We start from the raw sequence: 20,353 nt of genomic DNA on the forward strand, positions 1-20,353 counted from the left end.
CTGCTCAGGCCGTCGGCGGCGCCGTGTCGGAGAAGCTGGCGCGGGCGGCCAGCTTGTCCAGCAACTTGCCCAGGTTGGGATGCTGGCTGCGCCACTCCACCTGCGGGAAGCGGAAGTCGGTGTAGGCCAGCGCGCAGCCCACCGCGATGTCGGCCAGCGTCAGGTGGTTGCCGCCGCAGCACCAGGGCTTGTCGCCCAGGCCCTTGGCCATCGCCTTCAGCGAGGCGTCCACCTTGACCATCTGGCGGTCGATCCAGGCCTGCGAGCGCTCGCCCTCGGCGCGGCCGGGCCAGGTCTGCTCCAGGCGGGCGAGGATCAGCGCGTCCAGCACGCCGTCGGCCAGCGCCTCCCAGGTGCGCACCTCGGCGCGTTCGCGGCCGGCGGTGGGCAGCAGCTTGCCCACGGGCGACAGCGCATCCACGTACTCGACGATCACGCGGCTGTCGAAGACGGCTTCGCCGCCTTCCATCACCAGGCAGGGCACCTTGCCCAGCGGGTTGGACGCGAGGATGGCGTCGCTGCCCCACACGTCTTCCTGCACGAACTGGTAGTCCAGCTTCTTCTCCGCCAACACGATGCGCACCTTGCGCACGTACGGGCTGGTCAACGATCCGATCAGTTTCATAGTTCTGGCTGCCCCTACCCTGTGCGGCCGATTCTAGTCACGGGCTCAGCGCGCCAGCGTCCAGTCCACCTCGGGGGGCCGGCCGGGCAGCTGCAGCAGGCTGCGCACGGGCGCCGACTCGGCCAGCACCGCGCCGCCGCGCACCACCAGCAGCCGGTGCGCGCGCAGGCGCAGCGCCTCCACCGGCGTGCGGGCCTGCAGCAGCACGAAGTCGCCGCGGCAGCCGGGCGCCAGCCCGTAGCCTTCCAGGCCGAGGATGCGCGCGCTGTTGACCGTCACCGCATCGAAGCAGGCCTGCATGCCGGCCTGCGAAGTCATCTGCGCCACGTGCAGGCCCATGGCGGCCACCTCCAGCATGTCGCCGGAGCCGAGCGAATACCACGGGTCCATCACGCAGTCATGGCCGAAGCCCACGTTCACGCCCGCGGCCATCAGCTCGGGCACGCGCGTCATGCCGCGGCGCTTGGGGTAGGTGTCGTGCCGGCCCTGCAGCGTGATGTTGATCAGCGGGTTGGCCACCGCATGCACGCCGGCCTCCGCGATCAGCGGCAGCAGCTTGCTCACGTAGTAGTTGTCCATCGAGTGCATGGACGTGAGGTGCGAGCCGGTGACCCGGCCCTGCAGTCCCAGCCGATGCGCATGGAAGGCCAGCGTCTCGATGTGGCGCGACATTGGGTCGTCGCTCTCGTCGCAGTGCATGTCCACGCGCAGGCCGCGGTCGGCCGCGATCTCGCACAGCACCCGCACCGACTCGGCGCCGTCGGCCATCGTGCGCTCGAAGTGCGGTATGCCGCCCACCACGTCCACGCCCAGGTCGAGCGCACGCTCCAGGTTGGCCAGCGCATTCGGCGCGCGCAGCACGCCGTCCTGCGGAAAGGCCACCAGCTGCAGGTCGATGTAGGGCCGCACCTGCTCGCGCACCTGCAGCAGCGCCTGCACCGCCATCAGGCGGTCGTCGCACACGTCCACATGGGTGCGGATGGCCAGCAGGCCCTTGGCCACCGCCCAGTCGCAATAGGCCAGCGCACGTTCCACCAGCGCCTCGGGCGTGAGCAGCGGCTTCAGCTCGCCCCACAGGCCGATGCCTTCGAGCAGCGTGCCGCTGGCGTTGACGCGCGGCAGGCCGTAGCTCAGCGTCGCGTCCATGTGGAAGTGGGCGTCGACGAAGGGTGGGCTCAGCAGCCAGCCCTGTGCGTCGTGCACCGGCAGCTGCGGCGACGCCTGGATGTTCGGCTCCACCGCCACGATGCGGCCATCGAGCACCAGCACGTCGAGCCCGCTACGGCCGTCGGGCAGCGTGGCGTTGCGGATCAGCAGGTCGTGCATCGACACCGCCGGCCGTTCTACTTGGTGCCGAAGATGCGGTCGCCGGCGTCGCCCAGGCCCGGCACGATGTAGCCGTGCTCGTCCAGCCCGCGGTCGATGGCGGCGGTGTACACCGGCACGTCGGGGTGGCTGCCGTGGAAGTTCTTCAGGCCCTCCGGCGCGGCCAGCAGGCACACGAAGCGGATGCTCTTGGGGTTGGTTTCCTTCAGCCGCTCCACCGCGGCCACGGCCGAGTTGCCGGTGGCCAGCATCGGGTCGAGCACGATGACGTCGCGCTCATGCATGTCGCTGGGCATCTTGAAGTAGTACTCCACCGCCACCAGCGTCTTCGGGTCGCGGTACAGGCCCACGTGGCCCACGCGCGCGCCGGGCACCACGTTCAGCATGCCGTCGAGAAAGCCGTTGCCCGCGCGCAGGATGCTGACGAACACCGTCTTCTTGCCGTCGATCACCGGCGCCTGCATCTTCTCGAGCGGCGTCTCGATCTCGATCATCTGCGTGCCGATGTCGCGCGTGATCTCGTACGCCATCAGCATGCTGATCTCGTTCAGCAGCCGACGGAAGCCGCTGGTGCTGCGCGTCTTCTCGCGCATCAGCGTCAGCTTGTGCTGAACCAGCGGGTGGGTGATGTGGTGGACTTGGGGCAGGCTCATGGGCTCGTGCGGGCGGTAGACAAATGCGCTGCGAGCATACGCCGACGCCACGCGCGCGGCACGCTACAGGCCCAGGTCCGACAGGCCGGCGTGATCGTCCGGCCGGCGGCCCAGCGGCCAGTGGAACAGCCGGTCTTCCGCGCGGATCGGCAGGTCGTTGATGCTGGCGTAGCGCCGCTCCATCAGGCCCTGGGCGTTGAACTGCCAGTTCTCGTTGCCATAGCTGCGGAACCAGTGGCCGGAGTCGTCGTGCCACTCGTAGGCAAAGCGCACCGCGATGCGCGGGCCGTCGAAGGCCCACAGCTCCTTGATCAGCCGGTAGTCCAGCTCGCGCGCCCACTTGCGCTGCAGGAACTGGCGCACCTGCTCGCGGCCCACCGGAAACTCCGCGCGGTTGCGCCACACGGTGTCTTCGGTGTAGACGCCGGCCGCGCGGTCGGGGTCGCGGCTGTTCCAGGCGTCCTCGGCCATGCGCACCTTCTGCCGCGCGCTGTCCTCGGTGAAGGGGGGAACGGGCGGGCGGGTCTCGGGTGCGGCCATGGCGTCTCCTTGCGTGGCGTCAGTAGGTCTTGTACGGCAGGAACTTGCCGCTCATGGTGATGCTGACACGATCGCCGGCGGGATGGGCCTCGCGCTGCAGGTCCATCTTGAAATCGATGGCGCTCATGATGCCGTCGCCGAACTCTTCATGGATCAGTTCCTTGAAGGTGGTGCCGTACACGCTCACCAGCTCATAGAAGCGGTAGATCAGCGGATCGGTGGGCACGCTGGTGGGCAGGCTGCCCTTGTAGGGCACTACCATCAGCCACTGCTTCTCGGCGGGCGTCAGGCCGAAGATCTCGGCCAGCACGCCGGCCTGCTCGGCATTCAGCGTCATCTGGCCCAGGCAGGCGGCCGTGACCCATTCCTTGCTCAGGCCCACCCTGGCGGCCACGTCGGACCACTTCAGGCCCTGGGCCACCTTGGTGGCGATGATCTTCTCGGTGACGTCGATGCGGCTCATGCGGCTTGCTCCTTGCTGCGCGGATGGAAGGGCGTGACCTTCGGGTCCGCCGGTGGGTATTCGGTGTGCGGCGCGTCCGCGGCCTGCAGGCCGGGGCGCACTTCGGGTGGTTGGGGCGGCGCGCGGCCGTGCGACAGCGCCTGGCTGCGCTCCACCAGGAAATCGACCAGGTGGTTGCGGATGCGGTAGTACTGCGGGTCGTGGTGCAGCGTGGCGCGCTGGCGGCTGCGCGGCAGGGTGTTGACCACCACCTCCGCCACGCGGGCCTGCGGGCCGTTGCTCATCAGCAGGATGCGGTCGGCCAGCAGGATGGCCTCGTCCACATCGTGCGTGATCATGAAGACGGTCTGCCGCGTCTCGGCGCAGATGCGCAGCAGCTCGTCCTGGATGGTGCCGCGCGTCAGCGCATCCAGCGCGCCGAAGGGCTCGTCCAGCAGCAGCATGCGCGGCTCGATGGCGAAGGCGCGGGCGATGCCCACCCGCTGCTTCATGCCGCCCGACAGCTGCGAGGGCTTCTTGTCGATGGCCGGCGCCAGGCCCACCATCGCGACGAACTTCTCCACCTGCGCATCCACCTGCGCGGCGCTCCACTGCGGCCACTTGCTGCGCACCGCGAAGGCGATGTTCTTGCGCACCGTCAGCCAGGGCATCAGCGCATGGCCCTGGAACACCACGCCACGCTCGAGGCTGGGCCCGGCGATCTCGCGGCCGTCCATCAGCACCACGCCCTGGCTGGCCTGCTCCAGCCCGGCCAGCACGTTGAGGATGGTGGTCTTGCCGCAGCCGCTGTGGCCGATGATGCAGACGAACTCGCCGGTGCGGACGCTGAAGTTCACCTGGTCGAACACCGGCTCGGCAGTGCCAGGGTAGGCCTTGGCCAGGCCCTGCACTTGTATAAGCAAGTCAGTCTGCATAAGTGACTGCCTTTTGAAGGCGGGCGAACATCAGGTCCAGCAACATGCCCACCACGCCGATCGTGAGGATTGCGAAGATCACGTTGGGCAGCGAGAGGTTGTTCCACTCGTTCCACACGAAGTAGCCGATGCCGGTGCCGCCCACCAGCATCTCGGCCGCCACGATCACCAGCCAGGCGATGCCCATGCTGATGCGCATGCCGGTGAGGATGGTGGGCGCCGCGGCCGGCAGGATCACTTCGAACGCACGGCGCAGCGGCTTGACCTCCAGCGTGCGGGCCACGTTCAGCCATTCGCGCCGCACGCCCGCCACGCCGAACGCGGTGTTGATCAGCATCGGCCACACCGAGCAGATGAAGATCACGAAGATGCCCGACACGCTCGAATCCTTGATCGTGTAGAGCGCCAGCGGCATCCAGGCCAGCGGCGAGATGGGCTTCAGGATCTGGATGAACGGATCGAGCGCGCGGTACAGCAGCGGGCTCATGCCGATGGCAAAGCCCAGCGGGATGGCCACCAGGGCCGCGATCAGGTAGCCCAGCGCGACGCGGCCCAGCGAATGGCCCAGCTGCAGGCCGATGCCCTTGTCGTTGGGCCCGTTGTCGTGGAAGGGGCTGGCCAGCTGCGCCCAGGCGGCGGCCCCCATCTGCGCCGGCGTGGGGAAGCCCGACTTCTGCACCGGCGAGGCCGCCGCGCCGGCCGTCGGGTCCTTGCCCATCAGCTTGGCGTATTCGATCTCCTCGGCCGTCATGCTGGCCGCGGCGGGTGCCGGAGCCGTCCCGCGCGCCGGCAGCGTGGCCACCTGCCATACCGCGAGCAGCAGCACCAGCAGCGCCAGCGACAAGGCCGCGGCACGCAGACTCAGGTGGCTCGGCGTGGTGTTCGTCGCCACTGCGTCAGGCCCGCTTGATGGCGAAGCTGGACACGTAGGCGTCCGGCTTCTCGGGATCGAACACCTTGCCCATGACGGTGAACTTGGGATACGCGCCGGCCGGCGGCTTCATGTCCAGCGACTCCATCGTCTTCTTGGCGTCGGTCAGCAGGAACACCTGCTCGGCCAGCTGCTTGTAGTTGACGTCGCCCTTCACGTAGCCCCAGCGCTTCATCTGCGTGAGGATCCATACCGCCATGCTCTGCCAGGGCATGGGGTCGAAGTCGGCGCGGTCGGGCACCGACTGCACCTTGCCCAGGCCGTCGGCGAAACGGCCGGTAAGCACCTGCGCCAGCACCGTCTCGGGCTGGTTGAGGTAGGCCTGCGGCGCGATCACCTTCGCGATCAGCTCGCGGTTCTTCGGCTCGCGCGCCATCGCGGCCGATGTCATCACCGCGCGGAACAGGGCGGCGAAGGTGTTGGGATTCTTCTGGATGAACTCGGCCGAGGTGCCGAAGGCGCAGCACGGGTGGCCGTTCCACAGGTCCTTGGTCAGCAGGTGGATGAAGCCGATCTCCTCATACACCGCGCGCTGGTTGAACGGGTCGGGGCCCAGGTAGCCGTCGATGTTGCCGGCGCGCAGGTTGGCCACCATCTCCGGCGGCGGCACCACGCGGATCTGGATGTCGCGGTCCGGGTCCAGCCCTGCTTCGGCCACGTAGTAGCGCAGCAGGAAGTTGTGCATCGAATACTCGAAGGGCACCGCGAACTTGAAGCCCTTCCACTGCTTCGGGTCGCGCTGGTCCTTGTGCTTGTTGGCCAGCGTGATGGCCTGGCCGTTGGTGTTCTGGATCGTCGCCACCCGCATCGGCACCGGGTTGGAACCCGCGCCCATGCTGATGGCCAGCGGCATCGGGCTCAGGAAGTGCGTGGCGTCGTACTCCTTGTTCAGCATCTTGTCGCGGATGAGCGCCCAGCCGGCCGTCTTCACCACTTCGACGTTCAGGCCCTGCTTGCTGTAGAAGCCCAGCGGGTGCGCCATGATCAGCGGCGTGGCGCAGGTGATGGGAATGAAGCCGATCTTCAGGTCCTTCTTCTCCAGCGCGACCTTGTCCTGTGCCATGGCCTGGAGGCTGGCCATCGGCAGCACGCTGCCGATGGCGGCCATGGCGGTGGAACGGCCCACTGCACGCAGGAAGCGCCGGCGCACCTCGTCCTGCGGGAACAGCGCCTTGACCAGCGCGGCCTCGATGAAGGCATTGGCGCTGGCGATGAAGTCTTCGCTTTCGCTGCGGGCCTTCAGCGTGCCGATGGCCGCTTCGGCCTGCCCATGTTCGGCCGCAGAAGCATGCTGGCCGCAGGCGCAGCGCATCAGCAGCGGGCGGTCTGCGTCGTACGGGTCGAGGCCTGGGCTCATCGGGGTGTCCTTGGTGGATCGGTGAGCTGAATGCTAGGAAGCCACCCCCGCGGGCACCATCGATCAGCGCGGGTTGTTGGTGTAGGGCTGGCACTACGCCAGCAACTGATGCCTCACCGCATACAACGCCAGCTCCACGTCGTTGCGCACGCCGGTCTTCTCGAGGATGCGGGCGCGGTAGGTGCTCACGGTGTTGGGGGCCAGCACCAGCTGCTCGGCGATCTCGCCCACGCTGTGGCCGGTGGCCAGCAGGCGGAACACCTGGTGCTCGCGGTGCGACAGCCGCTCGTGCAGCGGCTGCTCCTCATCGGCGCCGCGGCCCGCGCCTACCGCGCCGGCCAGGTGCTCGGCCACGCTGGGCGTGATGAACAGGCGGCCGCGCGCCACGGTGCGGATGGCGTCGATCATCTGCTCGGAATCGGCGCTCTTGTTCAGGTAGCCGGAGGCGCCCAGCTTCAGGCTGCGCACCGCGTACTGCCGGTCGGGGTAGGTGCTGAGCATCAGCACCGGCAGCTTGGGGAATTCGGCCTTGAGCTGCTTGAGCACGTCCAGCCCGTCGCGCTGCGGCATCGCGATGTCCAGCAGCAGCACGTCGATGCCGCCGCGGCGCACCGCGGCGATGGTGTCGGGGCCGTTGGCAGCCTCGCCGGCCCAGCCGATGTCGTCGGCGTCGGCCAGGATCTGCTTGATGCCCTGGCGCACGATCTGGTGGTCATCGCAGACCAGCACGTGGATCATGGCGCGGCCTCCTGCACGCTCAGCGGCATCACCAGCCGCACGCGGGTGCCCAGGCCCGGCGCGCTGTCGATCACCAGCCGGCCGCCGAAGTGCGCCGCACGCTCGCGCATGCCCAGCACGCCGTAGCTGCGTGCATCGGCCAGCGCCTCGGGCGGCGCGCCGATGCCGTCGTCGCGCACGTCCAGGTACAGCACCGGCTCGGGCGGGTCGTCCACCGTGATGCGGATCTGCACCCGCGTGGCCTGCGCATGCCGGGCGATGTTGCTCAGGATCTCCTGGAAGATGCGGAACACCGCGATGGCCACGCCCCCTTCCGGCGGCGCCACGCCGCCGGCCACGTGCAGCTGCAGGTCGCTGGGCAGCTCGGCCGCCTCGATGAATTCCTGCGCCTGCCATTCCAGCGCGGCCCACAGGCCCTGGTGGTCGAGGATGCTGGGCCGCAGGTCGGTGATGATGCGGCCGACGTTGTCCACCGCGGTGTCGATCAGCCGGCCCATGCCGTGGCACTTGCACAGCAGCTCGGGCCGCGCGGCCATCGGCGCCAGGCGCTTGCCCAGCCAGTCGACATCCATCTTCAGCGCCACCAGCAGCGAGCCGAGCTCGTCGTGCACCTCGCGGGCGATGCGCTTGCGCTCGGTCTCGCGCACCGTCTCCAGGTGGTTGGCCAGCTCGCGCAGCTGCGCCAATGCAGTGCTGAGCTCGGCGGTGCGCTCGGCCACGCGGGTTTCCAGCGCATCGTTCGTGCGGCGCAGCAGCTCCTCGGCCTGCTTGCGCTCGCTGATGTCGACGAAGGTGACCACCGCGCCGCAGACCTCGCCGTTCTCCAAAATCGGGTAGCTGCTGTATTCGGCCGGAAAGGCGCTGCCGTCGGCCCGCCACAGCACCTCGCCATCGACCCGGCAGGGCAGGCCCTGGCGGAAGGCGTTGAAGATGGGGCACTGTTCTTCCGGGTAATGCGCGCCGCCTGGGTGCGTGTGGTGGATCAGCGCATGCATGTTGCGGCCCAGCACCTGCTCGGGCGGCCAGCCCAGCTGCTGGGCCGCGCTGCGGTTGACGAACACGCAGCAGCCGGCCAGGTCGATGCCGAAGATGCCCTCGCCGGTGGATTCCAGCAGCAGGCTCAGGCGATCACGCCAGACGTCGGCCACCCGGCCGGCGCCGGCTGCGGGGAGAACGGCAGACCACGACATCGTGCCGCGCCTGCACGCAAGCCACGTGCCGGGCGGCTCTAAGGCGCTGCCTGCGCCGCTGCCGCGGCGATCGCGCCGGGCGTGGTGATCCACAGGTCGGCCCGGTGCGCGGCGATGTGCTGCAGCGCCCGCCGCAGCCGGCGCAGCCGGTCAGGCCGGCCCACCACGATGGCCGGGATGTCGTTCAGCTCCTGCGGGTACGGCACCGACCACAGCGGCTGGCTGCACCGGGTGATCAACAGGTCGTCGAAACGGTCGTGGGGCGCGCCCCCCGGTCATCGGCCCGTCAGGGCGCCGCCGTTCACTGGGAAATCGACGCCCGTCATGAACGCCGCATCGTCCGACGCCAGCCAGTTGCACAGGCTGGCCACTTCCTGCGGGCGGCCCAGGCGGCGCACCGGCGTGGCGGCGGCCAGCTGCTGCAGCACGTCGGGCGGTGGCGTGCGGGCACCGGCGCCGGCGATGTGGCCGGGCGACACGGTGTTGACGGTGATGCCGTGCGGCGCCAGCTCCTGCGCCAGCGAACGGGTGAAGCCCTGCGCCGCGGCCTTGGCGGTGGCGTAGTTGACTTCCCGCACGCGGCCCTGGCCGCCGGTCAGCGATGCCATCAGCACGATGCGGCCGAAGCGCCGTTCCATCATGCCGTCCACCACCTGCTTGGTGACGTTGAACAGCGAGTCGATGTTGCCGCGGATCACCGCCTGCCAGTCGCGGGTGTCCATGTCGCGGAAATGGCGCTCGCAGGAGCGGCCGGCGTTGTGGACCAGCACGTCGATGGGGCCCAGCTCCCGCTGCACCGCGCCGAAGGCGCGCGTGGTGCTGGCCCAGTCGGTCACGTCGCCCTCGGAGGCAATGAAATGGAAGCCCAGCGCCTTCTGCGCCGCCAGCCAGGCCGCGCGGCGCGGCGAATCGGGCGCGCAACCGGCCACCACGGTGTGGCCGCTGCGCGCCAAGGCCTGGCAGATGGCAGTGCCGACGCCACCCATCCCGCTGGTGACGTAGGCGATGCGCGAACTCATGGAAACGATCCTCTCTGGTGGCTGGACAAGGCGGCTGGCGCGCCGCCTGATGGCTGCATCGGACGCCTGACCGCCGGCTGAAACACGGCAACCGCCGTGCACGCCGGGACGGTGCAGGTTTGCACGCTCGGCGTCCCTTCGGGCACTTTCGCTGCAGTGCAGCAATTGTGAGGCCTGGCGGGCGACCGTTCCAGGCCAGGGCCTCAAGCCACCCTGGCCCCGCGGCTGCGTGTTGACGCCAGGCCCGGGCCGCGGCAGCCGGTGCGCAGCCTCAGAACACCGTGCCGTCGCTGTCGATCTGCACCGGCGGGCCGCCGCCGGGACGCAGTTCCGCCGCGATCTGCCGGCCTGCCTGCCAGGTGCCGCCTTCCAGCACGCGGGCCAGCGGCATCTGCTGCGCGCTGGCGCCCAGCCGGGCCCGCACGCGTGGCGCCAGCTCGTCCAGCAGCACCACGGTGAGGGCACGCCATTCGATGGTCCAGGGCTCGCCGGGCGTGCGCGGCCGGTCGGCAAAGCCGGGATCGCGCGGCACGATGACACCGGCGTCCAGCAGCAGGCCGCCGTTGCGGTACTCGGGCAGGCCGGTGAGCGCGTCCAGCCCGGCCACCGGCACGCCCGCCCATTCGAAGGGCTCCAGCAGCGAGTAGCTGAGCCACTGGCTGAGCTTGTGGAACGGCACCCAGCCGGCACTGGGCCCGCTGCCGCCGGCCAGCGGATGCGCCCAGGCATCGCCCACCGGCAGCCCGGCGGCGCCAAAGCGCTGGCCACTGGGCCAGATGCCGCTGAAGGCGTCCAGCAGCGCCTTCAGGATGTCGGCGGCCTGCACCGTGCCGGCCGGTGCCAGCAGGTCGAACAGGCGGCCCGGCCGGCCTTCGGCGCCAAAGGCCTCCGGCTGCGCGGCAAGGGCCTCGCCCAGCCGGCGCAGCAGGGCGGCACGGCCTTCCAGCCCCACCAGCGGATGGGTGTCGTCGGCGCGGAACACCTCGGCCAGCAACGCGGCATCCAGCTGCCGCAGCGCCTGCGCATCCACCCGCAGCGGCTCGGCCGGGTCGGACGAGAACCGGCCGGCCACGAAGGCGCGGAAGCTTGCCACGCCCAGGCCTTCGGAGCGGCTGTAGACCTGGCCGGGCGTGCCGTCGGCCAGCACCTCGGCATACGACCACTGCGGGCCAGCGCCGGCATCCAGCAGCACGCTTACCAGCGCCAGGTCGATGCGGGCACGCGCGACCTCGGCCGGGCTGCGGCCGGCCAGCAGCGCATCCATCTCGGCCTTGCGGTCCACGCCGCCGGCCTCGAAGTGGCGCCAGCGGCTGTGGTACGGAATGCCGCCCCGGGGGAAGCGGCTGCGGGTGAGCGCGGCCACGCGGTCGGCCACCGCATCCAGCCGGCCCAGGTCCAGGCGGAAATGCGGCGACCGCTCGGCCTGCACCGCATGGGTGATGTTGCGGCAGCGCTCGCGGATGGTGGCGGCCTGGCGCAGCAGCTGCACCGCGGCGGCGTCCTGCAGCTCAGACAAGGCCGCGCCCCTTCACCTGCGCCAGGTCGGCTTCGGTCATCACGCCGCCATCGGTGAAGTAGCCGGCGGCGATCTTGGCCTCGATCTCCACCTTGGCATCGGCCGGCACCAGCGCATCCGGGATCTTGATGCGCTCGCCCACCTCGATGCCGCTGCCGGTGATGGCGTCGTACTTGTCGTTGCTCATGCTCACCAGCCGGTGGATCTTGCGGATGCCCAGCCAGTGCAGCACGTCGGGCATCAGCTCCTGGAAGCGCATGTCCTGCACGCCGGCCACGCATTCGGTGCGCAGGAAGTACTTGTCGGCGCGGTCTCCGCCCTCCTGCCGCTTGCGCGCGTTGTAGACGAGGAACTTGGTCACCTCGCCCAGCGCGCGGCCCTCCTTGCGGCTGTAGGCGATCAGGCCCACGCCGCCCTTCTGCGCGCCCTGGATGCACTCCTCGATCGCGTGCGTGAGGTAGGGCCGGCAGGTGCAGATGTCGGAGCCGAACACGTCGGAGCCATTGCATTCGTCATGCACCCGGGCGGTGAGCGTGACCATCGGGTCGGCCAAATCGCGGATGTCGCCGAACACGTAGAGCGTCTGCCCGCCGATGGGCGGCAGGAACACCTCCAGGTCGCTGCGCGTGACCAGCTCGGGATACATGCCGCCGGTTTCCTCGAACAGCGCGCGCCGCAGGTCGGACTCCTTCACCCCGAAGCGGCGCGCCACGCCGGGCAGCCACCACACCGGCTCCACCGCCACCTTGGTGACCACGGCGGAGCCGTCTTCCAGCAGGAACTTGCCATCGGGCTGCAGCCGCTGGAAGGCGATGGCCTGCTTCACCTCGGGCAGGTGCACATGGGCCTTGGTGACGGCGATGGTCGGGCGGATGTCGTAGCCCTGCGCCAGGAAGTCGGCATACACCGACTGCACCGAGGCGCCCCAGGGATCGATGGACACCATCTTCTCTGCGTCGGCCCACTGGGGATAGGGGCCGATGGCATCGGTGGGCGCGGTGTTGGTGAGGTCGGCTCGGTGGCCACGGGTGAGGTTGCCGGCCGCCACCGCCAGCGCGCGGTACACGCCATAGCTGCCGCTGTGGGTGCCGATGACGTTGCGCTGCGCCCGGCTGGTGGTGCTGCCGACGACGGGCCCACGCAGCACCGGATCGGCCGCGCCCCACTGGATGATGGGCGCGCCGCCCGGGCCTTGCTGGCCCGGATGCGAGGTCAGTCGGATGTGCCGTGCGGGCTCGGCGGACGAGGTGGTCATCTCAAGGTCTCCGGGGACACTGGAACTTGGAAGCTCGAAAACATCGTACGCGCCCTGGCAGCCAACGCCGGCGACGCATCACCGTTCGCCCTTGCGATGGGGCTTCATCAGCGCCTGCGGATAGGCGGCGCGCCGGGCCACCACCACCAGCGCGACGATGGCCATCGCATAGGGCAGCATCAGGTACAGCTGGTAGGGCAGATGGAAAGCGGCCTCCCCACCGCTGCCGTCGGCCTGCTGCAGGCGCAGCTGCAGGGCATCGAAGAAGGCGAACAACAGCGCACCCAGCAGTGCCTTGCCCGGCCGCCAGGAGGCAAACACCACCAGTGCGACGCATACCCAGCCGCGGCCGTTGACCATGTTGAAGTAGAAGGCGTCGAACGCCGCCAGCGTGAGGAAGGCGCCGGCCACGCCCATCAGCGCCGAGCCCGCCACCACTGCGCCGATGCGCAACCGCGCCACCGACAGGCCCTGGCCTTCGGCCGCGGACGGGTTCTCGCCCACCATGCGCAGCGCAAGGCCCAGCGGCGTGCGCAGCAGCAACCAGCCCACCGCCGGCACCAGCAGCAGCGCCAGCAGCGTGAGCGGCGTCTGCTCGGACAGCACCGGCACCGGCAGCCAGCTCATCGGCTGGAAGGGCGTGATGGTGGGCGGGCTCTCCACCTTCGGGAAGCTCACGCGGTAGGCATAGCTGGCCAGGCTGGTGGCCAGCAGCGTGATGCCCAGGCCGGACACATGCTGCGACAGCGCCAGCTTCACCGTCAGCCAGCCGTGCAGCAGGCCGAAGGCCATGCCCACCACCGCCGCCGCCAGCACGCCGCCCCACAGCGGCGCACCCTGGTACACGGCCAGCCAGCCGCCGAAGGCACCCGCCACCATGATGCCTTCGATGCCCAGGTTCAGCACGCCCGCGCGCTCGCACAGCAGCACGCCCAGCGTGCCCAGCACCAGCGGCGTGGCGATGCGCAGCACGGCCACCCAGAAGGGTGCGGAAGCAAGCAGGTCGGCGATCTGGCCCGGCAGGGTCGACATCAGCGGAAGGTACGGCAGGGTGGCACTGCGGCGGCCGTGAAGGCCGTCAGGTCGCGTTCGAGCATAACGAAGCCCGATTCAAGTTCCGGGCCAAGGGCGCCGAAAGCCAGCCGATGAGCAGTACGGTCGGGTGGTTGTCGAGAAGGTGGTGCCTGGCCTGGTGGGCCGCGGCGGCCGCCTGCATGGGGCAGGCTTCGGCCCAGGCGGCACCGCCCACGCCGCCGCCGCTGCGCATCGTCACCGAGGAATTCCCGCCCTACAACCTGACGGAGAACGGCCGCGTCACCGGCTTCAGCACCGAGGTGGTGGAAGCCGTGCTGCAGGAGATCGGACTGCAGGCGCCCATCCAGTCGATGCCCTGGGCCCGGGCCTACGACACCGCCCGCAACGAAGAGAACGTGCTGATCTACTCGATCACCCGCACCGCGCAGCGCGAGGCGCTGTTCAAGTGGGTGGGCGTGGTGGCGCCTTCGGACTGGTACCTGTTCGCGCTGCAGGGCACGCCACAGGCTGCCGGCGTTCAGAGCCTGGACGACGCCCGCAGGTACCAGGTGGCCACGGTCAACGAGGACGCCGGCGAGCAGTACCTGGCCGCCAAGGGCTTTGCGCTGGGGCGCAACCTGCAGTCCAGCAACAAGTACGAGTTCAACTACGAGAAGCTGCGCCGCGGCCGCGTGGACCTGTGGATCGCCAACGACCTGGTGGCCCACCACCTGTCACGCCAGGCCGGCGACGACCCTGCGCGGGTGCTGGTGCGCGTGCTGGCGCTGCCCGACCTGGGCGGCACCGACGGCCTGTACATGGCCTTCGGCAGCAAGACCTCCGACGCCATGGTGGAACGCTTCCGCAAGGGCCTGGCGGCAGTGCGCAAGAACGGGCGCTACGAAGCGCTGAAGAAGAAGTGGCTGTGAGCGGCGCCGCCCGCTACTCCCCCTGGCCACCCGGCTGGTGATGGCCACGCTGGGCTTCAGCATCGTGTTCACGCTGCTGACGGTGATGGTGCGCACCGGCTCCGCCTGGCGCGACCAGCGGCAGGCGATGACGGCCGAGCTGCAGCAGCTGGAGCAGGTGTTCCAGAACACGCTGTCCAAGGCCATCTGGGAGATGGACCGCGACGCGCTGGAGGCGCACCTGTCCAGCGCGGCCAAGGTGGGTTCGGTGGGCCGGGTGTCGCTGCAGATCGGCCAGGCACAGCGCGCGGGCGACCGGCTGGAGCGCCAGCGCGACGGCTGGGCACCGTCCCGCCTGGTGCCCTCGCTGGAGCAGGACCTGGCCTACGAGCCCTACGCCGGTGCCCGCGAAACGGTCGGCCGCATCCGCCTGGACGGCGACGAGCGCGTGCTGTGGAGCCGGCTGGGCGACGAGGTGGGCGGGATCGTGCTCACCCAGGTGATCCAGACCCTGCTGCTGGTCACGCTGGTGATGTGGCTGTTCAACCGCTCGGTCACCGTGCATGTGCAGCACATCGCACGCCACCTGGCGCAGTTGTCGCCCGAGAACCTGGCGCGCCGGCTGGAGCTGCTGCGCAAGAGCCGGCGGCACGACGAACTCACGCTGCTGGCCGCCGGCGTCAACCAGCTGCAGGGCAGCCTGTCGGAGTACCTGGCGCGCCAGCGCGAGGACGAGCGCGAGCTGGCCGCGCACCGCGACCGGCTGGCCGAACTGGTGCAGCAGCGCACCGAGGCGTTGCAGGCTGCCAATGCCAAGCTGGAGGCGCTGTCGCGCTGCGACCCGCTGACCGGCCTGCCCAACCGGCGCCACTTCGACGAAGCCAAGGAAGCCGAATTCCGCCGTGCCCAGCGCACCGGCCAGCCGCTGTCGCTGCTGCTGTGCGACATCGACTTCTTCAAGCGCTACAACGACACCTACGGCCACGCCGGCGGCGACGCATGCCTGGGCCGCGTGGCGCAGGCGCTGCAGGCCTGCTTCGGCCGCGCCGGCGAACTGGCTGCGCGCATCGGCGGCGAGGAATTCGCCGTGCTGCTGCCCGGCATGGACGCCGAGGCCGCCCGCGAAGCGGCCGAGCGCCTGCGCCAGGCCGTGGCCGCGCTGGCCATCGACCACAGCGGCTCGGAGGTAGCGCCGCACGTCACCCTGAGCATCGGCGTGGCGGCCTACCGCGCCGAGTCGATGGACCGCTTCGACATCCTGTTCCACCATGCCGACCAGGCCCTGTACGGGGCCAAGCGGCAGGGCCGCGACCGCGTGGCCTGTCCCGCCTGAAGGAGCCTTGCCATGTGCTTCATCCCACGCCTGAGGCGGCTGCTGGCCGCCGGCACGGCCGCCTGCGCGCTGCTGGCCGCCCCGGCCGTCGCCGCCGCGCAGACCATCCAGGTGGTGACCGAGGCCACGCCCTGGACCTACCTGGAAGGCGGCCGCGTGGCCGGCCCGGCCACCGAGATCGTGACCACGGCGCTGCAGCGTGCCGGGCTGACGGACACCAGCATCAACCTCTACCCGTGGGCGCGGGCCTACGACCTGGCGCTGAAGGAACCGCACACGCTGATCTTCCTGATCGCCCGCACGCCCGCGCGCGAGGCGCAGTTCAAGTGGGTGGGCGAGTTCATGAAGATCGACTACCACTTCTACCGCCTGAAGACGCAGGCCGACGTGGTGGTGGGCCGGCTGGACGATGCGCGCCGCTACACCGTGGGCGTGACGCGCGACGACCTGCGCCACCAGTACCTGCAGCAGCGCGGCTTCACCAAGCTGGTGGTCTCGGCGCACAACATGGACAACTTCCGCAAGCTGATCGCGGGGCAGGTGCAGCTGATGCCGATGCCCGAGGACGATGCCCTGGCCTTGTGCCGCGAGGCCCGCTTCGATTGCGCCGGCCTGGAGAAGGTGCACACGCTGGCCGACATGAGCACCGGCATCCATGCCGCCTACAGCCTGGCCACGCCCGACGCGGTGGTGGACCGCACCCGCCAGGCATTCGACAAGCTGCGCGCCGACGGCACCGTGCGCCGGCTGATGACGCTCAGGCGCTGAGCACCCGCGGCACGCGGCGCAGCCGGTACTGCGCCAGCAGGCCGGCCACCAGGATGGCGATCAGGCTCACCGCCACGATCACGTCGGCGATGTAGGTGGGCACGCCCACGCTGCGGCTCATGCTGTCGGCGCCCACCAGCATGCCGGCCACGAACACCGCCGCCACCACCACGCCCAGCGGATTCAGGCCGGCCAGCATCGCGATGACGATGCCGCTGTAGCCATAGCCGGGCGACATGTCCAGCGTGACGTAGCTGCTGCGGCCGGCCACCTCCACTGCGCCGGCCAGGCCGGCCAGCGCGCCCGACAGCAGCGCCACCTTCACCGTCACCCAGCCCACCGGCATGCCGGCAAAGGCGGCGGCGCGCGGGTTGGCGCCCACGGCGCGGATCTCCAAGCCGGTGGTGGTGCTGCGCAGCAGCACGGCCAGCGCCGCCGCCAGGCCCAGCGCCGCCAGCAGCCCGGTGTGCACGCGGCTGCGTTCGATCAGCTTGCCGAGCTGCAGGCTGTCCTGCAGGGCCACGCTCTGCGGCCAGCCCATCGCGGTGGGGTCCTTCATGGGCCCGTCCAGCATCAGGGAGACGAACAGCAGCACGATGAAGTTGAGCAGCAGCGTGGTCACCACCTCATCCACGCCCAGCCGCGCCTTCATCAGCGCCGGGCCCAGCAGCAGCAGCGCACCGGCCAGCATGGCCGCGGCGATCATGGCCGGGAACAGCAGCCAGGTGGCGGCCTCGAAGCCGGTGCCGTCGTGCAGGCCGCCCACCGCCACCGCGGCCAGCGCGCCGGCATACAGCTGACCTTCGGCGCCGATGTTGAACAGCCGCGCCCGGAAGGCCACCGCCGCCGCCAGGCCGGTGAAGACGAGCGGGGTGGCGCGGGTCAGCGTCTCGGTGATCGCGAAGCGGGAGCCGAAGGCGCCTTCGATCAGCAGCGCATAGGCGCGGCCCACCGGCGCGCCGGCCCACGCCACCAGCAGCGAGGCCACCGCCAGCGTGAAGGCCACCGCCAGGAAGGGCGCGGCCAGCTGCCAGCCGCGGGACACGTCGGCCCGGCGCTCGAAGCGGAAGGGCAGCACCTGTCTAGACATGCGCTGCCTCCAGCTGCTGGCCGGCCATCGCCAGGCCGATGCGCTGCAGGCTCCAGTCGGCCACGGGCTGCGCACTGGTCAGGCGGCCGTGGTGCATCACCGCGATGCGGTCGGCCAGCGCGAAGACCTCGTCCAGGTCCTCGGTGATCACCAGCACCGCGGCGCCGCGGGCGCAGGCATCGAGCAGCTGCTGGTGCACGTAGGCCACCGCGCCCACGTCCAGGCCCCAGGTGGGCTGGTTGACGATGATGAAGGGCGGCACCGCATCGCCGTTGGCGGCCAGCGCGCGGCCGAGGATGAGCTTCTGCATGTTGCCGCCCGACAGCCGGCGGGTGACGGTGTCCAGCCCGCCACCTTCGGTGCCGCGCACGTCGAAGCGCTGCACCAGCGCCTGCGCATGGGCCCGCATGCGGCCGCGCCGCAGCCAGCCGGCGCGCGAGAAGGCCGGCTGCGCATACCGGTCGAGCACCGCGTTCTCCCACAGCGGCAGGTCGCCCACCACGCCGGCCGCATGGCGGTCCTCCGGCACGCGGGCGATGCCGGCATCCACATAGGCCCGCGGCCGGGCCGGCAGCGCGTGGCCGCCGATGGCCAGCATGCCGGCCGAGAGCCTGTGCAGCCCGCACAGCAGGTCGGCCAGCGCCTGCTGGCCGTTGCCGGACACGCCGGCGATGGCCACCAGCTCGCCGGCATGCACCGTGAGGTCGATGCCGTCCAGCAGCCGGCGGCCATGCGGGCCTTCCACGCAGGCACCCTGCAGCACGCACACCGGCGCACCGCGCTGCCGCGGCTGGCGCGTGGCCGGTGCGACGCGGCGGCCCACCATCAGCTCGGCCAGGGCCGCCTTGGTCAGCGGCGGCTCGCCGCTGCCGGCCACCGGCCGGGTGGGCAGCATGGCCACCAGGCGGCCGGCGCGCAGCACCGCCACGCGGTCGGACACCCGCAGCACCTCGTCCAGCTTGTGGCTGATGAAGATCACCGAGAGGCCCTCGGCCACCAGCTGCTGCAGCGTGGCGAAGAGGGATTCGCTTTCCTGCGGCGTGAGCACCGCGGTGGGCTCGTCCAGGATCAGCACCCGTGCGCCGCGTCGGCGGCCAAAGGGCACCAGGGCCTTCAGGATCTCCACCCGCTGGCGTTCGCCCACCGAGAGCTGGCCGACGCGGGCCTCGGGGTCCACGCCCAGGCCGAAGCGCCGCGCGGTATCCACCAGCGCCTTCCGCGCGGCGGCGCGGCGCGAAAAGGGCCACCACAGCGGCTCGGTGCCCAGCATCACGTTGTCCAGCACGCTCAGGTTGTCGGCCAGCGTGAAGTGCTGGTGCACCATGCCGATGCCGGCGGCCAGCGCGGCGCGGGTGTCGCCCGGCGGCAGCGGCCGGCCGAAGGCCTCCACCGTGCCGGTGTCGGCGGTGTAGTGGCCGAACAGGATGGACACCAGCGTGCTCTTGCCGGCGCCGTTCTCGCCCAGCAGCGCTAGCACCTCGCCACGCTGCAGCGTGAGCGAGATGTCCTCGTTGGCCACCAGCGCGCCGAAGCGCTTGCCAATGCCCCTGAGCTGCAGCACCGGCGCCGCGGCCGGTGCGGCCGGTACTGCCGCCGCCGTCACTTGGTCTTGGGCGCCGCGTCGTTCACCTTGACGCTGAACTTGCCGTCGAGGATGGCCTGCTGCTTGGCCATCACCTTGCTCTTCAACTCGGCCGGCAGCTTGGCGTCGAAGCTGCCCAGCGGCGCCAGCTCGCTGCCCTTGGCCTTCATCAGCGAGTACCGGCCGTAGTCCTCGGCCTTGAACTGCCCGGCCTTCACCGCGGCCAGCGCGGCGTCGATCGTCGGCTCCATGTGCCACAGGGCCGAGGCCACCACCGTCTCGGGGTACTTGTCCTGCGTGTTGATCACGTTGCCGATGGCCAGCACCTTGCGCTCCTTGGCCGCGTCGCTCACGCCGAAGCGCTCGGCATAGAGCACGTCGACGCCCTTGTCCACCATCGCGAAGGCGGCTTCCTTGGCCTTGGGCGGATCGAACCAGCTATTGATGAAGCTCACGGTGAAGGTGGCCTTGGGGTTCACCTCCTTGGCGCCTTCGATGAAGGCGTTCATGAGGCGGTTGACCTCGGGGATGGGGTAGCCGCCCACCAGGCCGATCTTGCCGCTCTTGCTCATGCCGCCGGCGATCATGCCGGTGAGGTAGGCGGGCTCCTGGATGTAGTTGTCGAACACCGAGAAGTTCGGCGCCTGCGGCTTGCCGCTGCTGCCCATCAGGAAGGCGACCTTGGGGTAGTCCTTGGCCACCTTGCGGGCCGCGGCCTCCACCGCGAAGGATTCACCGACGATGAGCACGTTGCCCTGCTCGGCGTACTGGCGCATCACGCGCTCGTAGTCGGCATTGGCCACGTTCTCGCTGAACACGTACTCCACCTCGCCGCGGCCGGCGGCGGCCTTCAACGCCTTGTCGATGCGGCTGACCCACTGCTGCTCCACCGGCACGGTGTAGATGGCGGCGACCTTCATCTTCGACTGGGCGAAGGCGGCGGGGGTGGCCAGCAGCATGCTGGCGGCGGCTGCGGCGGCAGCAAGGACATGGCGGCGGTTCGACGGCATGGGCACGACTCCGGGATTGAACGAACAAGTATGGTCCGAAGGCGGATGCAAGTCCCATTCCTTGCGCCTCCTACAATTTCGGCTCACCTACGCCCGCTGTTGACCATGACGCCCTCCCCCT

The 20,353-nt window shown here is 70.3% G+C and carries 20 protein-coding genes and 1 pseudogene; 3 read left to right on the forward strand and 18 right to left on the reverse strand.

All coding sequences use genetic code 11. From position 1 onward, the window contains the following. Nucleotides 1-4: 4 nt before the first annotated feature. The 15 genes and pseudogenes from LRS14_RS11705 to LRS14_RS11775 all read right to left on the reverse strand — a co-directional run bounded on the left by LRS14_RS11705 (nt 5) and on the right by LRS14_RS11775 (nt 13,559). Complete coding sequence (locus LRS14_RS11705) at nt 5-625, reverse strand: glutathione S-transferase N-terminal domain-containing protein (RefSeq protein WP_257799637.1); 621 nt, start codon at nt 623-625, stop codon at nt 5-7. A 45-nt stretch (nt 626-670) separates the two neighbouring features. Continuing rightward, nucleotides 671-1,951, reverse strand: a complete 1,281-nt coding sequence (locus tag LRS14_RS11710) for an amidohydrolase family protein (RefSeq protein ID WP_257799638.1) — start codon at nt 1,949-1,951, stop codon at nt 671-673. Between the two features lie 17 nt (nt 1,952-1,968). After that, the gene (upp, locus tag LRS14_RS11715; RefSeq protein WP_046112850.1) at nt 1,969-2,604 is read right to left on the reverse strand and encodes a uracil phosphoribosyltransferase; all 636 of its coding nucleotides are present in this window, start codon (nt 2,602-2,604) and stop codon (nt 1,969-1,971) included. A gap of 63 nt (nt 2,605-2,667) precedes the next feature. Beyond that, nucleotides 2,668-3,144: a nuclear transport factor 2 family protein gene (locus LRS14_RS11720; RefSeq protein WP_257799639.1), complete on the reverse strand. Its 477-nt coding sequence runs from the start codon at nt 3,142-3,144 to the stop codon at nt 2,668-2,670. A 19-nt stretch (nt 3,145-3,163) separates the two neighbouring features. Further along, nucleotides 3,164-3,607, reverse strand: coding sequence for a cyanase (gene cynS, locus LRS14_RS11725; protein WP_046112852.1), 444 nt, complete (start codon nt 3,605-3,607; stop codon nt 3,164-3,166). Next, nucleotides 3,604-4,521, reverse strand: a complete 918-nt coding sequence (locus tag LRS14_RS11730; protein ID WP_257799640.1) for an ABC transporter ATP-binding protein — start codon at nt 4,519-4,521, stop codon at nt 3,604-3,606. Before LRS14_RS11730 ends, cynS begins: the two co-directional genes overlap by 4 nt. Further along, entirely contained in the window at nt 4,511-5,413 is a 903-nt protein-coding gene (gene ntrB / locus LRS14_RS11735) for a nitrate ABC transporter permease (protein WP_046112853.1), read from the reverse strand. The genes LRS14_RS11730 and ntrB overlap by 11 nt, the downstream gene beginning before the upstream one ends. Before the next feature lie 4 nt (nt 5,414-5,417). After that, nucleotides 5,418-6,809: a CmpA/NrtA family ABC transporter substrate-binding protein gene (locus LRS14_RS11740; RefSeq protein ID WP_257799641.1), complete on the reverse strand. Its 1,392-nt coding sequence runs from the start codon at nt 6,807-6,809 to the stop codon at nt 5,418-5,420. 93 nt (nt 6,810-6,902) lie between these two features. Further along, complete coding sequence (locus LRS14_RS11745) at nt 6,903-7,547, reverse strand: response regulator transcription factor (RefSeq protein ID WP_257799642.1); 645 nt, start codon at nt 7,545-7,547, stop codon at nt 6,903-6,905. Further along, nucleotides 7,544-8,737 (reverse strand): PAS domain-containing sensor histidine kinase, encoded by a 1,194-nt coding sequence (locus tag LRS14_RS11750; RefSeq protein ID WP_257799643.1) that lies wholly within the window; start codon nt 8,735-8,737, stop codon nt 7,544-7,546. Before LRS14_RS11750 ends, LRS14_RS11745 begins: the two co-directional genes overlap by 4 nt. 38 nt (nt 8,738-8,775) lie before the next feature. Next, nucleotides 8,776-8,955, reverse strand: a pseudogene (locus tag LRS14_RS11755) (polysaccharide deacetylase); the annotation flags it as partial. Between the two features lie 57 nt (nt 8,956-9,012). After that, entirely contained in the window at nt 9,013-9,756 is a 744-nt protein-coding gene (locus LRS14_RS11760; RefSeq protein ID WP_046112858.1) for an SDR family oxidoreductase, read from the reverse strand. Between the two features lie 271 nt (nt 9,757-10,027). Then, nucleotides 10,028-11,272 carry a URC4/urg3 family protein gene (locus tag LRS14_RS11765; protein WP_257799644.1) on the reverse strand — a complete coding sequence of 415 codons (1,245 nt, stop codon included), beginning with the start codon at nt 11,270-11,272 and terminating at the stop codon, nt 10,028-10,030. Next, nucleotides 11,265-12,527, reverse strand: coding sequence for a GTP cyclohydrolase II (locus LRS14_RS11770; protein ID WP_257799645.1), 1,263 nt, complete (start codon nt 12,525-12,527; stop codon nt 11,265-11,267). Before LRS14_RS11770 ends, LRS14_RS11765 begins: the two co-directional genes overlap by 8 nt. A gap of 78 nt (nt 12,528-12,605) precedes the next feature. Next, nucleotides 12,606-13,559, reverse strand: coding sequence for an ABC transporter permease (locus LRS14_RS11775; protein ID WP_257799646.1), 954 nt, complete (start codon nt 13,557-13,559; stop codon nt 12,606-12,608). Between the two features lie 113 nt (nt 13,560-13,672). On the opposite strand from LRS14_RS11775, the gene LRS14_RS11780 reads away from it, so the two are divergent. From LRS14_RS11780 to LRS14_RS11790, 3 genes are read left to right on the forward strand one after another with little or no spacing between them, the layout of a single operon-like run. Next, nucleotides 13,673-14,470, forward strand: coding sequence for an ABC transporter substrate-binding protein (locus LRS14_RS11780; protein ID WP_257799647.1), 798 nt, complete (start codon nt 13,673-13,675; stop codon nt 14,468-14,470). A gap of 40 nt (nt 14,471-14,510) precedes the next feature. After that, complete coding sequence (locus tag LRS14_RS11785) at nt 14,511-15,782, forward strand: diguanylate cyclase domain-containing protein (RefSeq protein WP_083440515.1); 1,272 nt, start codon at nt 14,511-14,513, stop codon at nt 15,780-15,782. A gap of 12 nt (nt 15,783-15,794) precedes the next feature. Continuing rightward, complete coding sequence (locus LRS14_RS11790; protein ID WP_257799648.1) at nt 15,795-16,550, forward strand: ABC transporter substrate-binding protein; 756 nt, start codon at nt 15,795-15,797, stop codon at nt 16,548-16,550. Here LRS14_RS11790 and LRS14_RS11795 read toward each other — a convergent pair. The 3 genes from LRS14_RS11795 to LRS14_RS11805 are packed head-to-tail and all read right to left on the reverse strand — an operon-like array spanning nt 16,540 to nt 20,232. Next, nucleotides 16,540-17,640 carry an ABC transporter permease gene (locus tag LRS14_RS11795; RefSeq protein WP_257799649.1) on the reverse strand — a complete coding sequence of 367 codons (1,101 nt, stop codon included), beginning with the start codon at nt 17,638-17,640 and terminating at the stop codon, nt 16,540-16,542. The two genes, LRS14_RS11790 and LRS14_RS11795, sit on opposite strands and share 11 nt — an antisense overlap. Beyond that, complete coding sequence (locus tag LRS14_RS11800; RefSeq protein WP_257799650.1) at nt 17,633-19,243, reverse strand: ABC transporter ATP-binding protein; 1,611 nt, start codon at nt 19,241-19,243, stop codon at nt 17,633-17,635. Before LRS14_RS11800 ends, LRS14_RS11795 begins: the two co-directional genes overlap by 8 nt. Further along, the gene (locus LRS14_RS11805; protein ID WP_257799651.1) at nt 19,240-20,232 is read right to left on the reverse strand and encodes a BMP family protein; all 993 of its coding nucleotides are present in this window, start codon (nt 20,230-20,232) and stop codon (nt 19,240-19,242) included. The genes LRS14_RS11800 and LRS14_RS11805 overlap by 4 nt, the downstream gene beginning before the upstream one ends. Nucleotides 20,233-20,353 lie beyond the last annotated feature (121 nt).

Origin of the sequence: Aquincola sp. J276 (genome assembly GCF_024700035.1) — a bacterium.
In the GTDB taxonomy this organism is placed as follows: Bacteria; Pseudomonadota; Gammaproteobacteria; order Burkholderiales; family Burkholderiaceae_C; genus Aquincola; species Aquincola tertiaricarbonis.

Bases quoted from the DNA above. Each gene is read 5' to 3' on its own strand.
- LRS14_RS11775 (WP_257799646.1), bottom strand. From the start codon at position 13,559: ATGTCGACCCTGCCGGGCCAGATCGCCGACCTGCTTGCTTCCGCACCC.
- LRS14_RS11705 (WP_257799637.1), bottom strand. From the start codon at position 625: ATGAAACTGATCGGATCGTTGACCAGCCCGTACGTGCGCAAGGTGCGC.
- LRS14_RS11790 (WP_257799648.1), top strand. From the start codon at position 15,795: ATGTGCTTCATCCCACGCCTGAGGCGGCTGCTGGCCGCCGGCACGGCC.
- LRS14_RS11770 (WP_257799645.1), bottom strand. From the start codon at position 12,527: ATGACCACCTCGTCCGCCGAGCCCGCACGGCACATCCGACTGACCTCG.
- LRS14_RS11785 (WP_083440515.1), top strand. From the start codon at position 14,511: ATGGCCACGCTGGGCTTCAGCATCGTGTTCACGCTGCTGACGGTGATG.
- LRS14_RS11795 (WP_257799649.1), bottom strand. From the start codon at position 17,640: ATGTCTAGACAGGTGCTGCCCTTCCGCTTCGAGCGCCGGGCCGACGTG.
- upp (WP_046112850.1), bottom strand. From the start codon at position 2,604: ATGAGCCTGCCCCAAGTCCACCACATCACCCACCCGCTGGTTCAGCAC.
- LRS14_RS11780 (WP_257799647.1), top strand. From the start codon at position 13,673: ATGAGCAGTACGGTCGGGTGGTTGTCGAGAAGGTGGTGCCTGGCCTGG.
- LRS14_RS11710 (WP_257799638.1), bottom strand. From the start codon at position 1,951: ATGCACGACCTGCTGATCCGCAACGCCACGCTGCCCGACGGCCGTAGC.
- LRS14_RS11745 (WP_257799642.1), bottom strand. From the start codon at position 7,547: ATGATCCACGTGCTGGTCTGCGATGACCACCAGATCGTGCGCCAGGGC.
- LRS14_RS11740 (WP_257799641.1), bottom strand. From the start codon at position 6,809: ATGAGCCCAGGCCTCGACCCGTACGACGCAGACCGCCCGCTGCTGATG.
- LRS14_RS11760 (WP_046112858.1), bottom strand. From the start codon at position 9,756: ATGAGTTCGCGCATCGCCTACGTCACCAGCGGGATGGGTGGCGTCGGC.
- LRS14_RS11750 (WP_257799643.1), bottom strand. From the start codon at position 8,737: ATGTCGTGGTCTGCCGTTCTCCCCGCAGCCGGCGCCGGCCGGGTGGCC.
- LRS14_RS11805 (WP_257799651.1), bottom strand. From the start codon at position 20,232: ATGCCGTCGAACCGCCGCCATGTCCTTGCTGCCGCCGCAGCCGCCGCC.
- LRS14_RS11730 (WP_257799640.1), bottom strand. From the start codon at position 4,521: ATGCAGACTGACTTGCTTATACAAGTGCAGGGCCTGGCCAAGGCCTAC.
- LRS14_RS11720 (WP_257799639.1), bottom strand. From the start codon at position 3,144: ATGGCCGCACCCGAGACCCGCCCGCCCGTTCCCCCCTTCACCGAGGAC.
- cynS (WP_046112852.1), bottom strand. From the start codon at position 3,607: ATGAGCCGCATCGACGTCACCGAGAAGATCATCGCCACCAAGGTGGCC.